Here is a 13435-nt window from a genome sequence, read left to right on the forward strand (position 1 = left end):
CACAAGGCCGGGCTGCACGCCTCCGCGATCAAGGTCGACCCGGACCTGTACCAGCACATCGACCCCGAGCGGGTCGGCAACACCATGCGGATGCTGGTCTCCGACATGGCAGGCCGCGCCTCCATCGAACTCAAGGGCCGAGAACTCGGCATCGACCTCGGCAACGACCGCGAACTCGTCGGCCGAGTCGTGGCACGAGTGAAGGAACACGAGCTCAAGGGCTACACCTACGAAGCCGCCGACGCCTCCTTCGAACTGCTGCTGCGGGCCGAGGCCGAGGGCCGGGCGCGCCGCTACTTCCGCACCGAGTCCTGGCGGGCCATCGTCGAGGACCGCCCCGACGGCTCCCACGCCAACGAGGCCACGGTGAAGCTGTGGGTCAAGGGCGAACGCATCGTCGCCACCGCCGAGGGCAACGGCCCGGTGAACGCCCTGGACAAGGCGATGCGGGTGGGCCTGGAGCGCTTCTACCCGCAGCTCGCCAAGTTGGAGCTGGTGGACTACAAGGTCCGCATCCTGGAAGGGCGGCACGGCACCGAGTCCACCACCCGGGTGCTGATCACCACGGGCGACGGCACGGGGGAGTGGTCCACGGTGGGCGTGGCGGACAACGTCATCGCCGCGTCCTGGCAGGCCCTGGAGGACGCGTACACCTACGGCCTGCTGCGGGCGGGGGTCGAACCCGCCGAGTGAGCGGCCGTGGGCCCGTACCTCGGGCCCACCACCGTGCGACGCTGCCCGAAAGGTTCGGTATCACCCTTTCGGGTAGCGTCGAAGTATGAGGACCAGGCTCCCATCCGTACTCGCGGGCACGCTGACGGCGCTCACCGCGCTGGTCGGAGTTGCCTTCGTCGGCGCGCCAGGGGCGCTCGCGGACCCCGGTCCGGCGATCGCCGCCGAAGCGGGCGCCGTCGCCGAGGCCGCCCCGGCGCTCGGCCCGAAGACCGTGGCCGAGGCGCTGCGCAACGGCCCCGTGTACGTCGATCCGCGCGCCTCCGACCAGCTCTCCGCCGGCGACGCGAAGGCGCTCGCCGACAAGATCAGGGACGCGGACAAGCCGCTGTTCGTCGCCGTGCTGCCGAACACCCCGGACTTCCCCGCCGACTCCGTCCTCGCCACCGTGCGCGCCGACACCGGCGTCGCGGGCCTGTACGCGATCCGTCTCGGCGACGGCTTCAACGCCGGCGCCGACGGCGCGGTGATGCCGACGCAGCAGGTGCAGAACCTGGTCACCGCGGTGAAGACGCCGGCCGGCGCGGACGCGGCCTCGCAGCTGAACGCCTTCGCCGACCAGGCGCTGCCGCAGATGCGGGGCAGCGCCCCCGCCTCCTGGGCCGCCGCCGGCGACGGCAGCATGAACACCGGCGCGCTGATCACCTTCGGCGCGCTGCTGGCCGCGGGCGCCGCGGGCACGTTCGCCGTCGTCCAGCGCAACCGCCGCCGCAAGGCCGCACAGGAGCGGGCGGCGCTCGACAAGCTGCGGGTGGTCGTCGACGAGGACATCACGGCGTACGGGGAGGAGCTGGACCGGCTGGACTTCCACCCCGCGGAGCAGGGCGCGGACGACGCGATGCGCGCCGACTACGAGCGGGCCCTCGACGCGTACGAACGGGCGAAGTCCCTGATGGGCTCGGCCGAGCGGCCCTCCGACGTGCGGACGGTGACCGGGCAGTTGGAGGACGGCCGCTTCAGCCTCGCCGTCCTGGACGCCCGCCGCACCGGGCGGGAGCTGCCCGCGCGCCGTCCGCCGTGCTTCTTCGACCCGCGCCACGGCCCGTCCGTGACCGACGCGGACTGGACGCCGGCCGGCGGCACGCCCCGGCAGGTCCCGGTCTGCGCCGCGGACGCGGCCCGGCTGGCGGACGGTCTCGACCCGATGGCCCGGACGGTGGAGACGGAGACCGGACGCCGGCCGTACTGGGAAGCGGGGCCGGCGTACGGCCCCTGGGCGGGCGGCTACTTCGCCGGCGGCCTGCTGCCCGGCCTCCTGGTCGGCACGATGCTGGGCGGAATGCTGGCGTCCCCCGCGTACGCGGCGGAGTACGGCGGCGGTGACTTCGGCAGCGGCGAGGTCTCCGGGGGCGACTTCGGCGCGTCCGACTTCGGCGGGGGCGGGGGAGACTTCGGCGGCGGGGACTTCGGGGGCGGGTTCTGAACGTCCCGCCCGGGGCCGTTTCGGCCAGGGCGTCACGCGTCGGTCATCGTGCGTGCAACACGCATGCACATCGGGGCCATCGGATAGGTTCCCCTTCTCCCCTCCGAACAAAGGCCCCCCGATGAGGATCCTCGCCACCGTCCCGTTCGAGCAGGTCCTGAAGGCCTTCTTGCAGGACCATCCGCACGTGATGGAGGGCATGGACGACGAGGACAACACCAATGACGACGCCGAGGAGAACCTGTGCCAGGCACAGCTCGTCCTCGGCCGCTGGCAGCGCGTCGTGCTCGACCGCTCCGAGGTCCTGGACGTCGTGCTGCCCTGGCACATGGGCGAGTACGGCGAGCACGAGCTGATCCCGCCCGCCGGCATGACGGTGGGCTCGGCGACCACTCGGCTGCGGGAGCTGGACGAGGCGTACCTGAACGGCAATCCGCGCTGCGCCGCCAAGCTGGAGCACCACGCGCGGGCGCCGATGAGCCCGCTCTATCTCTCCACCCGGCCGGTGCCGGGCCCCGACTACGAGCGGCTCGAAGCCGTGGAGGGCCTGATCCATCTGGACGGGCTGCACCGGATGCTGGCCTGGGAGCGGGCCGGGCGCCTCGACGGCGACGTCGCCGTCGAGGCGTACCTGGCGGTGGAGGGGGCCGTGCCGCCCGCCCGGTCGGCGGCCGGGCCCGCCGAGGACGTCCGCCGGGTGCGGCGCGCCGTCAGGAGCTCTTGATCGCGGAGATGTCGAAGGTCAGCTTCACCTTGTCGCTGACCATGACGCCGCCGGTCTCCACCGCGGCGTTCCAGGTCAGGCCCCAGTCGGAGCGCAGGATGGTGGCGCTGCCCTCGAAGCCGACGCGCTCGTTGCCGAAGGCGTCCTTCGCGGAGCCGTTGAACTCCAGGTCGATGGTGAGCGGACGGGTGACGTCCTTGATGGTGAGGTCCCCGATCATGCGGTAGGTGTCACCGCCGGCCTCCTCCGCGCGGGTGGAGCGGAAGGTCATGGTGGGGAACTTCTCGGCGTCGAAGAAGTCCGCGCTGCGCAGGTGGTTGTCGCGGTCCTCGTTGGCGGTGTCGATGCTGGTGATCTTGACGTCGATGACGGCCGCGGAGGAGGCCGGGTCGGCGCCGTTCAGGGACAGCTTGCCGTCGTACTCGTCGAAGGCGCCGCGGACGTTGGTCACCATGGCGTGCCGCACGGTGAAGCCGATGCTGCTGTGCGCCGGGTCGATCACGTAGTCACCCGTCAGGGCCGCGAGGGCGGGGTCCACGGGGGCGGCGGCGTCGGACTTGCGGTTGAAGAGGCCCATGACGAACTCCAAGGGGGACGGAGGTGGTGGTTCAATGTTCAACGATGAGGACTCTAGACCCCTGAGGTTGAAAGTTCAACTTCTTCGAGGATGGTGGTCCGAAGTTCCTCCTTGCGGGTGAACAGGCGGGGCGCCCGCGAGCAAGCGCTTTCAGTATCTGCGCCGCGGCCCTTGAAGGCCCGGTGGCGTCGTGCTTACCTCGGCAGCCGGGCCCGTGTCCGCAGTGGCACCACCGTCTCGGGAGGTGTACGTGACCCCGCACTCAGCCTGGTCCCGGCGCGTCTTCATGGGCGCGTCCGGCGCCGGCGCGCTCGCCCTCGCCTTACCCACCGTAGCCCCGCGTCCGGCGCGCGCCGAGCCGAGCGATCCGTACGAACTCCTGCGCCGCCGCTGGCTCGCCATCGCCCTCGGCACCGGGTACGACCCCGCCGCCGAGCCCTACGCCGGCCGTCTCGCCGAAACCGCCCGACTGGCCGCCGCCGTCCGCGCGACCATGGCCCCCGCGCCCGGCTCGCTCTGGCCGGACTGCCCGTACGACCCGCCGTCGGGGATCACCCGCAGCTACGGCCGCCTGTGGACGATGGCCCGGGCGTACGCGTACCGACCGCAGCCGGACCCGGGGCTGCTCGCCGACGTCGTCCGCGGCCTCGACCATCTCGCCGCCACCGTGTACCACCCCGGCACCACCCGCTACGGCAACTGGTGGGAGTGGCAGATCGGCAGCCCCCGCCTCCTCATGGACGTGGTGGCCGCCGTGTACGACCACCTCACCCCCGCCCAGCGCGACGCCGCCTGCGCCGCCGTCGACCACTTCGTCCCCGACTCCGCGCTGCACGACTACTCCGGCACCTCCACCGGCGCCAACCGCGTGGACCTGTGCCGCTCCGTCGCCCTGCGCGGCGTCCTGGGCCGCGCCCCCGCCAAGATCGCCCTCGCCCGCGACGCGCTGTCGCCCGTCTTCCCGTACGTCACGAGCGGGGACGGCCTGTACGCCGACGGCTCCTTCGTCCAGCACACCCGGGTCGCCTACACCGGCACGTACGGACAGGTGCTGCTCGACGGCCTCGGCCGGCTCTTCGCCCTCCTCGCCCCATCCCCCTGGCAGGTCACCGACCCGGCCCGGCAGACCGTCCTCGACGCCGTCGAGCGTGCGTACGCCCCCCTGATCCTCGACGGGCTGATGATGGACAGCGTCAACGGCCGCGCCGTCAGCCGGGGGCTCCTCAAGAACGACGACCGCCGGATCATGCGCAGCGACCACTTCCACGGCCACGCCGCCATCGCCGCGATCGCGCTGCTCGCCCAGGGGGCGAGCCCGGCCGAGCGCGAGCGCTGGCACGCCCGGATCAAGGGGTGGATCGCCCGGGACGCCACCGTGCCCGTCCTCACCTCCCCCCAGTACGACGTGGCCGACCTCGCCCGGCTGCACGCGGTGGCCGCGACGCCCGGGCCCGCCGCACCCGAGCCCGTGGGCCACACCCTCTTCGCCGCCATGGACCGGGCCGTCCACCGCAGCCCGGGCTGGAGCGCGAACCTCGCGATGTGCTCCGAGCGCATCGCGTACTACGAGTGCGGCAACGGCGAGCACCCGCGCGGCTGGCACACCGGGGCCGGCATGCTCACCTGGTGGCCCCGCGGCGCCCACGGCGACCAGTACACCGACTGGTTCTGGCCCACCGTCGACCCGTACCGGATGCCGGGCACCACCGTGTCGACCAAACGGCTCGCCGACCGCGAGGGCGGCGAGTGGGGAGAGCCCAGGCCCGCCGCCCGCTGGGTCGGCGGGGTCACCGACGGCGAGTGCGCCGCGATAGGACAGCACCTCATGGGGCTCGGCTCCACCCTGGTCGCACACAAGTCCTGGTTCTTCCTCGACGACGCCGTCGTCTGCCTCGGCGCCGGCATCACCTGCACCGACGGGGTGCCCGTCGAGACGGTCGTGGACAACCGCAACCTCGGCGACGGCGGCCGGGCCCGGCTGGTCCGCGGCCGGCGCTGGGCGCACCTGGCCGGACACGGCGGCTGGGTCATGCTCGACGGCTCCGGGCGACTGCGGACCCTGCGCGAGGACCGCACCGGCGCCTGGCGGGACATCAACACCACCAGCGCCACCGAGCGGGTCACCCGCCGCTACCAGACCCTCTGGCTGGACCACGGCACCGACCCCGAGGACGCCCGCTACGCCTACCTCCTGATGCCCGGCGCCCGCCCCGCCGCGGTCGCCGCCCGGGCCGCGGACCGGCGCTGGCTGACCGTCCTCGACAACAGCGCCGCCCACCAGGCAGTGGCGGTGCCCTCCCGCGGCTTGACCGCCGCCAACTTCTGGCGGGCCGGCACCGCGGGCCTGCTCGCCGCGACCGGCCCGGCGAGCGTCCTGGTCCGCACCCGCGCCACCACCGCCACCCTGTGTCTGAGCGATCCGGCGCGCACCGGCCGCCCGGTGGAGATCACCTGGCACCGCCCCGTAGGCTCGGTCACCGCCGTCGACCCCGGGATCGAGGTGCTGACCACGGGCGGGGCCATTCGGCTGCGGCTGAACGGGGGGACCGCGGGCGCCGGGCACCGCTGCGAGGTGACGCTGCGCTGAACGCCTTGTGGGCACCCCACAAACAAATGCGCCCCTAGCCTGGCAGTAGGGGTGGTGTGCCACACCCTTATGTACGAGCCTCACAGGAGAAACGTCCGGAGACTGTACGGAGTCAACGGCGGAGTTTTCTTGTTCGGGTCCGTAGGGTCGATCCATGACAGTTGTGGACGAGACCGCCAGCGAGCCGACCGACGCGCGGGGCCGCGTGGCAGAGCTCCACGATCTGCGCGAGCGGGCCCGCAGCGGTCCCAGCGACCGCGCGACCGAGGCACAGCACGCCAAGGGCAAGCTGACCGCGCGCGAGCGGATCGCGCTGCTGCTGGACGAGGGCTCGTTCCACGAGGTCGAGCAGTTGCGCCGGCACCGCGCCACCGGCTTCGGCCTGGAGGCCAAGCGTCCGCACACCGACGGCGTCGTCACCGGTTGGGGCACCGTCGAGGGCCGCACCGTGTTCGTGTACGCCCATGACTTCCGGATCTTCGGCGGCGCGCTGGGCGAGGCCCACGCCACGAAGATCCACAAGATCATGGACATGGCCATCTCGGCGGGTGCGCCGCTGGTGTCGCTGAACGACGGCGCCGGCGCCCGCATCCAGGAGGGCGTGAGCGCCCTCGCCGGGTACGGCGGCATCTTCCAGCGCAACACCAAGGCGTCCGGCGTCATCCCGCAGATCTCGGTGATGCTCGGCCCGTGCGCCGGCGGCGCGGCCTACAGCCCCGCCCTCACCGACTTCGTCTTCATGGTCCGCGACACCTCGCAGATGTTCATCACGGGACCCGACGTGGTCAAGGCCGTGACCGGCGAGGAGATCACCCAGAACGGCCTCGGCGGCGCGGACGTGCACGCCGAGACCAGCGGCGTCGCGCACTTCGCGTACGACGACGAGGAGACCTGCCTCGCCGAGGTGCGCTACCTGCTGTCGATGCTGCCGCAGAACAACCGGGAGAACCCGCCGCAGGTCGCCGCGACCGACCCGGCCGACCGGCGCTCGGACGTCCTGCTCGACCTCGTCCCGGCCGACGGCAACCGCCCGTACGACATGCACAAGGTCATCGAGGAGCTCGTCGACGACGGCGACTACCTGGAGGTCCACGAGCGCTGGGCGCGCAACATCATCTGCGCCCTGGCCCGGTTCGACGGCCAGGTCGTCGGCATCATCGCCAACCAGCCGCAGACGCTGGCGGGCGTGTTGGACATCGAGGCGTCCGAAAAAGCTGCACGCTTCGTGCAGATGTGCGACGCTTTCAATATCCCGATCATCACCCTTCTGGACGTGCCCGGCTTCCTCCCGGGCGTGGACCAGGAGCACGGTGGGATCATCCGGCACGGTGCGAAGCTGTTGTACGCGTACTGCAACGCGACCGTGCCCAGGATCTCCCTGATCCTGCGCAAGGCGTACGGCGGCGCTTACATCGTGATGGACTCCCAGTCCATCGGCGCCGACCTCACCTACGCCTGGCCGACCAACGAGATCGCGGTGATGGGCGCCGAGGGCGCCGCGAACGTCATCTTCCGCCGCCAGATCGCCGACGCGGAGGACCCCGAGGCCATGCGGACGCGCATGGTCAAGGAGTACAAGTCCGAGCTGATGCACCCTTACTACGCGGCGGAGCGCGGGTTGGTGGACGACGTCATCGACCCCGCCGAGACGCGCGAGGTGCTGATCGCCTCCCTCGCGATGCTCCGCACGAAGCACGCCGACCTGCCGTCGCGCAAGCACGGCAACCCCCCGCAGTGACGCTGCGGAGAATACGGAGCCCGAAGACATGAGCACCCCGACCGCCGACTCCTCGCTGCTGCGGGTCGAGAAGGGCCACTGCGAGCCCGAGGAGCTGGCCGCGATCACCGCGGTCCTGCTGGCCCGCGCCGCGTCCGTCCCGGCCGAGCCCGCGCCGCACGCCCGCTCCACCGCCCCCTGGCGGCGCCTGGAGCGCCAGCGCGCCTTCCAGCCCTCCCACAGCTGGCAGGGCTGACCCGACAGGGCTCCGCCCCGCACTCATCCGCAGGCGCCCGCAGGCCGTTCGCACGGCTTGCGGGCGCCTTGCGCGTTCGGCCACGACACAACGCGCGAGAAGCCCTCGACGCCTCCCCTTACGGAGGCGTCGAGGGCTTCTCACGACGACGGGCAGCGCCGGGGCGACGGAGGGATCAGCGCAGTCGGGCCATGAGGGCGTGTTCGACGAGGGTGATGAGGGCGCTTTTGGCGTCGGCGCGGTGGCGGGCGTCGGTGGTGATGATGGGGGTGTCGGGGCCGATTTGGAGTGCTTCGCGGACTTCTTCGGGGGTGTAGGGCTGGTGTCCGTCGAAGCCGTTGAGGGCGATGACGAAGGGGAGGCCGCTGTTTTCGAAGTAGTCGACGGCGGGGAAGCAGTCGGCGAGGCGGCGGGTGTCGACGAGGACGACGGCGCCGATGGCGCCGCGGACGAGGTCGTCCCACATGAACCAGAAGCGGTCCTGTCCGGGGGTGCCGAAGAGGTAGAGGATGAGGTCCTGGTCGAGGGTGATGCGGCCGAAGTCCATGGCGACGGTGGTGGTGGTTTTGTCGCCGGTGTGGGTGAGGTCGTCGATGCCGGCGGATGCGCTGGTCATGACGGCTTCGGTACGCAGCGGGTTGATCTCCGAGACGGCGCCGACGAACGTGGTCTTGCCCACGCCGAATCCGCCGGCCACCACGATCTTCGCGCTGGTGGTCGATCGAGGCGCACCGCCGCTAGAGCTTGCGAAGTCCACTGAGCACCCTTTCGAGCAGTGTCACGTCTGGCTGGCCACCGGCGGCTTCGTCGCCGCCGGGCTGGTGGATGGCGACAAGTCCGGCCTCCGCCAGGTCGGCGACGAGGATCCGGGCAACGCCGAGGGGAATCGAGAGGAGTGCCGAGATCTCGGCGACCGACTTGATCTCGAAGCACAACCGGCAGATCCGCTGGTGCTCGGGCAACTGCCCCTGCAACCTCATCGGATCCGCCGTGGTACTGACCAGCGCCTCGATGGCGAGCTGGTACCGCGGCCGGGTCCGGCCGCCGGTCATGGCGTACGGCCGCACCAGCGGATTGGGGCCGCCCTGGCTGGGCGAGGGCGGCGGGGTGCGGCGCCGGCCCGAGGGCTGCTGGTAGCGCTGCTGCTGGTACTGCTGCTGCTGGTGGTGGGACGGCTGGTGCGGATGGGCGGGCTGTCCGCCGCCGTATCCCGGGTCGTACGGCTGCTGCGGTGGGTACTGCTGGTGGTACTGCGGGTGCCGGTCCTGCGGGTGGGAGGAGAAGTGGTCGCCTTCTCTGCCCGACGTGGAGGGAAGGGGGTAGCCGTGGTGCGAGTGCTCGCCCGGCAGGTGGTGATGCGCACCGCCGTCATACGGGCGTCCGCCCGGGGGTGTTGCCACGTTTCCTCCTCCGACCGCGATCCGCCGGTTGCTGTCCCTGTGGACCCGCGCCACCGCACCCTAATGGTGCGGTGGCGTAAAACGCACTGTCTGCCGGTTAGTTGAGAAGACTGCCCTGGAGTTCCGCCCGGAGGTCGGGGGTGAGGACGCTGCCCGCTCGGTCCACCAGGAGGGCCATCTCGTAGCCCACCAGGCCGATGTCGGCCTCCGGGTGCGCCAGCACGGCGAGGGAGGAGCCGTCGGAGATGGACATGATGAAGAGGAAGCCCCGCTCCATCTCCACCACCGTCTGGTTGACGGCGCCGCCTTCGAAGATCCGGGAGGCCCCCGCGGTCAGCGAGGTCAGTCCGGAGGCCACCGCCGCCAACTGGTCCGCGCGGTCCCGCGGGAATCCGTCGGACATCGCCAGCAGGAGTCCGTCGGCGGAGACCACCACGGTGTGGGACACCCCGGGGGTGTTGTCCACGAAATTGGTGATCAACCAGTTGAGATTCTGCGCCGCCTGGCTCATCGGGCTCACACTAACGCTCCTGGTTGTAGGTACTACCCGGGCCACCGCTTTGATCGTAGGTGGCCGGTCCGTTCGTGTCCGCTCCCAAGCCGCGTCCCCGCTGGACCCCGCGGCGCAGATTGCTCAGCCTGCCGCGCACGTCCTCGGGCGCTCGCGAGACCTGGGGCAGTCCCTGCTGCGGCGTCTGCTCCGCGGTGCCCTCGATGAGGTTGGCCCTGGGCACCCGCCGCGGGAGGCCGGACGAGGTGATCCCGCCCGCCTTCGGCTCGCGCAGCTTCTCCGCCCGCTGCCAGCGCTCGTCGTTGGCCGAGCGCCAGTCCTGCGGACCACCGGCCCCGGCGGCCTCGTCGCCGCCTTCGGTCGCCGCCTCGGGCTGGGCGCCCTGCGGCGCTTGCGGGGCCTGGTCCCCGGGCTGCTGCCACTGCTGGCCGGTCTGGGGCCGATCCTGCGCGGGCTGCGACCGCTGCTTGGTGCCGCGCCGCGGAAGACCGGCCTCGGTCAGCTCGTGACCACTGCTCGGAGAAGGTCCCGGACGCTCGAAGCCTACGCTCTCGGCGCCATTCGTGGGGGCGCTGCCGGCAGATTCCGACTCCGGACGGTAATCAGGCTCGTACGCGCCCGGGAAACCGCCCTGATCCGGCCACTCTCCCTGCTGCGGCTGGGGAGCGTACTGCCCGCCGTAGGGCTGTTCGAGCTGGCCGTGATCTGAGAGGCCAGCCTCCGGATACCCGGCGCCCGGGGGTAGTTGGGCATCCTGGTGTGCCTGCGGCAGCTGGTGTGCCTGCGGTACCTGTGGCATCTGTGATGCCTGTGGAGCCTGTGCCTCGTGGGGGTCCTGATAGACCGGAGGCATCGGCTGGGTCTGCTCCGCCGCCGGCTCGGCGTATCCACCGGCCTGGAGCCCGTCGTACGACGGCTGGGCGGGGTAGCCGCCCTGGCCCGCGAGCGGGTCGTGGCCCCACTGCCCGGTGTCGTACGGCTGCGTCTGCTGGGCGCCCTGCGCCTGCGCGTCCTGGTACACCTGCGGCTGGTCGCCGCCGTGCACCGAGGGGCCGAGTGCGGCCCGGCGTCCCCCGCGGGCCAGCGAGCGGCCCACCGGGTCCAGCGAGCCGGGGCCGGTCGCCGGCCGTCCGTTGCCGGGACCCTGCTGCTGCTCGCCGTAGCGCGAGTCGTCGAAGCCGAGGTCCGCGGCCGTCAGCGCCGGACTGCCGGCGCCCTGGGGGTACGCCTGCTGCTCCGGAATCATCTGCGAGACGGTGAAGTCGTCCTCCGGCAGCGCCTCGCCCCCGCCGCCGTGGGTGATCGGGTCGGGGAGCATCACCAGCGAGGTGGTGCCCGCCTGCTCGCCCGACGGGCGCAGCTGCACGCGGATGCCGTGCCGGTCGGCGAGCCGACCGACCACGAACAGGCCCATGCGCTGGGAGACCGCCACGTCCACGGTCGGCGGGTTGGCCAGCTTGTGGTTGATGTCCGCGAAGTCCTCCGCGGTGAGCCCGATCCCCTTGTCGTGGATCTCGATCATCACGCGGCCGTCGGGCAGCCGGGTGGCGGTCACCCGGACCTTGGTCTGCGGCGAGGAGAAGGTGGTGGCGTTCTCCAGCAGCTCCGCGAGGAGGTGGACGAGGTCGGTCACGGCCTGGCCGTGGATGTCCGTCTCCGGTACGCCGGTCAGCTCGATGCGCTCGTAGGACTCCACCTCGGACGAGGCCGCGCGCAACACGTCGACCAGCGGCACGGGCTGGTTCCAGCGGCGGCCGGGCTCCTCGCCGGCGAGGACGAGCAGGTTCTCGCCGTTGCGGCGCATCCGGGTCGCCAGGTGGTCCAGCCGGAACAGGCTCTCCAGCTGGTCCGGGTCGGCCTCGTTGTTCTCCAGCTCGGTGATCAGGGTCAGCTGGCCCTCGATCAGCGACTGGTTGCGCCGCGAGAGGTTGGTGAAGATCGCGTTGACGTTGCCCCGCAGCATGGCCTGCTCGGCGGCGAGCCGCACGGCCTCCCGGTGGACCTGGTCGAAGGCGCGGGCGACCTCGCCGATCTCGTCCCGGGTGTCGATCGGGATCGGCTGCACCCGGGTGTCCACCCGACCCGGCTCCGTACGGGAGAGCTGGTCGACCAGCATCGGCAGGCGCTGCTCGGCGATGGCGAAGGCGGCGGAGCGCAGCTGGCGCATGGAGCGGCTCATCTGCCGGGCCACGGCCGCGGCGAGGAGGAAGGCGACCAGCAGGGCGACGACCACGACCGCACCGGTGAGGATGGCGTCCCGCCTGGCGTCGGAAGAGATCGACGCGGCCTCCTTGACGGCCTGGTCGACGAGGTCGCGCTCGACCTCCAGATAGCCCTCGAACTTGCCGGTGGCCGTGGCCATCCACGTCTCGGGCGTGACGTCCTGCTTCGCCAGGTCCGCGGGGGAGGCGCCGGAGCCGATCTTCTGGGCCATCCCGGCGAAGATCGAGCCGTCGGCGCCGGGCGTCGGGTCGAGCCCGGCCGACTGGAGCCGCTTCTCGCCCTCGTCGGCCTTGCGCTTCATGACGGCGGTGAGCTTGTCCGCGTCCTCCTGGGTGCCGCCGGAGACGTACTCGGCGACCGCGATCTGCTCCAGGTAGTTGTACGAGTTGAACGCGATCGTCTGCCGGGCCCGCACGTCGGGCTTGTCGCTGGGGCGCACCAGCAGGTGGACGCCGATGGAGCGCTGGAGGGACGTGGCGGCCTTGGCGAGCTGGACGGCGTAGACGGTCCGGCCGTAACTGGTGACGTTGCCGGTGCCGAGTCCGAGTTCGTTGGCGAACTCCATCAGGGAGTGCTGGACCTGTACGTAGCCCTCTTCGGTGCCCACCGGGTCGAGGCTGGTGGTGTACGCGGCCTTGCGCAGCTCCTGTAGGCGCGGTTCCTCGCGCTTGAAGAGTTCGAGCCGGCGTTCCAGGCCCTGGCCCGCCGGCATGTCCGCGACGGCGCGGTCGAACTTGGCCTTCGCCGCGTCCGTCGCTGCGTACGCCTTCGTCACCGGCTCGGCCTTGCGTTGCTCCGGCGTGGTCGCCTTGAGCAGCGGTTCGGCGGTGAGGTCGCGTTCGTTGAGGAGCGCCGCGCCGTATTCGGCCGCGGCGCTGACGATCGTTGCGGTCTTCTCGGCGTCCCTGGCCTCGTCCCAGGTGTCGATGGAACCCTTGACCTGGAAGCCGCCCATGAAGAGGCCGACGAGCACGGGCAGCAGGAGGATGGCGTTCAGTCGGGTGGGCACGCGCCAGTTGCGCGGGGAGAGGCGGCTCTTGTTGCCACTGGCGGCCGGCGGGGGCGCGGGTTCGTCCACGGGCGGCGCCGCAGCGTGCGACGGCGGGGTGAAGTTGCCCCGCGCCTGCTGCTCCGCGGAGCTCGTGTTGCTTCGCCTCACTCGACCAACAACCTCTCGGCGTCGGCACCTACGTTGTGCCGTGTTTCGTTCAGAGCCGTACTACTCAGAAGTTCGTCGAATTTCAGCATGCGGAGTGGGTCCGATCCAAACAGTTGGAATCAGCCA

The 13435-nt window shown here is 71.7% G+C and carries 11 protein-coding genes; 6 read left to right on the top strand and 5 right to left on the bottom strand.

Annotated elements, in window-relative coordinates; all coding sequences use genetic code 11:
- The 3 genes from ABZ842_RS21190 to ABZ842_RS21200 all read left to right on the top strand — a co-directional run.
- Window positions 1-693: alpha-isopropylmalate synthase regulatory domain-containing protein (locus ABZ842_RS21190; RefSeq protein WP_361538642.1), on the top strand; the 693-nt coding region annotated here is incomplete at its 5' end.
- Between the two features lie 85 nt (window positions 694-778).
- Complete coding sequence (locus tag ABZ842_RS21195; RefSeq protein ID WP_361538644.1) at window positions 779-2155, top strand: hypothetical protein; 1377 nt, start codon at window positions 779-781, stop codon at window positions 2153-2155.
- Between the two features lie 121 nt (window positions 2156-2276).
- Window positions 2277-2879, top strand: coding sequence for a DUF6309 family protein (locus ABZ842_RS21200; protein ID WP_361538646.1), 603 nt, complete (start codon window positions 2277-2279; stop codon window positions 2877-2879).
- Here ABZ842_RS21200 and ABZ842_RS21205 read toward each other — a convergent pair.
- Window positions 2866-3456 carry a YceI family protein gene (locus ABZ842_RS21205; RefSeq protein WP_361538987.1) on the bottom strand — a complete coding sequence of 197 codons (591 nt, stop codon included), beginning with the start codon at window positions 3454-3456 and terminating at the stop codon, window positions 2866-2868. The two genes, ABZ842_RS21200 and ABZ842_RS21205, sit on opposite strands and share 14 nt — an antisense overlap.
- 250 nt (window positions 3457-3706) lie before the next feature.
- On the opposite strand from ABZ842_RS21205, the gene ABZ842_RS21210 reads away from it, so the two are divergent.
- The 3 genes from ABZ842_RS21210 to ABZ842_RS21220 all read left to right on the top strand — a co-directional run bounded on the left by ABZ842_RS21210 (window position 3707) and on the right by ABZ842_RS21220 (window position 8016).
- A complete protein-coding gene (locus ABZ842_RS21210; RefSeq protein ID WP_361538648.1) occupies window positions 3707-6043 on the top strand; it encodes a polysaccharide lyase 8 family protein in 2337 nt (778 codons plus the stop codon).
- A gap of 154 nt (window positions 6044-6197) precedes the next feature.
- Window positions 6198-7781: an acyl-CoA carboxylase subunit beta gene (locus ABZ842_RS21215; protein WP_361538650.1), complete on the top strand. Its 1584-nt coding sequence runs from the start codon at window positions 6198-6200 to the stop codon at window positions 7779-7781.
- Between the two features lie 28 nt (window positions 7782-7809).
- Window positions 7810-8016: an acyl-CoA carboxylase subunit epsilon gene (locus ABZ842_RS21220; protein WP_361538652.1), complete on the top strand. Its 207-nt coding sequence runs from the start codon at window positions 7810-7812 to the stop codon at window positions 8014-8016.
- Window positions 8017-8191: 175 nt separating this feature from the next.
- Here ABZ842_RS21220 and ABZ842_RS21225 read toward each other — a convergent pair whose 3' ends face one another.
- From ABZ842_RS21225 to ABZ842_RS21240, 4 genes are all read right to left on the bottom strand, one after another.
- Window positions 8192-8773, bottom strand: coding sequence for an ATP/GTP-binding protein (locus ABZ842_RS21225; protein WP_130585192.1), 582 nt, complete (start codon window positions 8771-8773; stop codon window positions 8192-8194).
- Window positions 8754-9416 (bottom strand): DUF742 domain-containing protein, encoded by a 663-nt coding sequence (locus ABZ842_RS21230; RefSeq protein ID WP_361538654.1) that lies wholly within the window; start codon window positions 9414-9416, stop codon window positions 8754-8756. The genes ABZ842_RS21225 and ABZ842_RS21230 overlap by 20 nt, the downstream gene beginning before the upstream one ends.
- 97 nt (window positions 9417-9513) lie before the next feature.
- Window positions 9514-9927, bottom strand: coding sequence for a roadblock/LC7 domain-containing protein (locus ABZ842_RS21235; RefSeq protein ID WP_358825178.1), 414 nt, complete (start codon window positions 9925-9927; stop codon window positions 9514-9516).
- 10 nt (window positions 9928-9937) lie between these two features.
- On the bottom strand, window positions 9938-13309 hold the full coding sequence (locus ABZ842_RS21240; RefSeq protein WP_361538656.1) for a nitrate- and nitrite sensing domain-containing protein: 3372 nt from the start codon (window positions 13307-13309) through the stop codon (window positions 9938-9940).
- Window positions 13310-13435 lie beyond the last annotated feature (126 nt).

It is taken from the genome of Streptomyces sp. NPDC047315, from assembly GCF_040643215.1.
GTDB lineage: Bacteria > Actinomycetota > Actinomycetes > Streptomycetales > Streptomycetaceae > Streptomyces.

Coding starts and splice junctions, on each gene's coding strand:
- ABZ842_RS21195 (WP_361538644.1), top strand. CDS start 779: ATGAGGACCAGGCTCCCATCCGTACTCGCGGGCACGCTGACGGCGCTC.
- ABZ842_RS21200 (WP_361538646.1), top strand. CDS start 2,277: ATGAGGATCCTCGCCACCGTCCCGTTCGAGCAGGTCCTGAAGGCCTTC.
- ABZ842_RS21205 (WP_361538987.1), bottom strand. CDS start 3,456: ATGGGCCTCTTCAACCGCAAGTCCGACGCCGCCGCCCCCGTGGACCCC.
- ABZ842_RS21215 (WP_361538650.1), top strand. CDS start 6,198: ATGACAGTTGTGGACGAGACCGCCAGCGAGCCGACCGACGCGCGGGGC.
- ABZ842_RS21220 (WP_361538652.1), top strand. CDS start 7,810: ATGAGCACCCCGACCGCCGACTCCTCGCTGCTGCGGGTCGAGAAGGGC.
- ABZ842_RS21235 (WP_358825178.1), bottom strand. CDS start 9,927: ATGAGCCAGGCGGCGCAGAATCTCAACTGGTTGATCACCAATTTCGTG.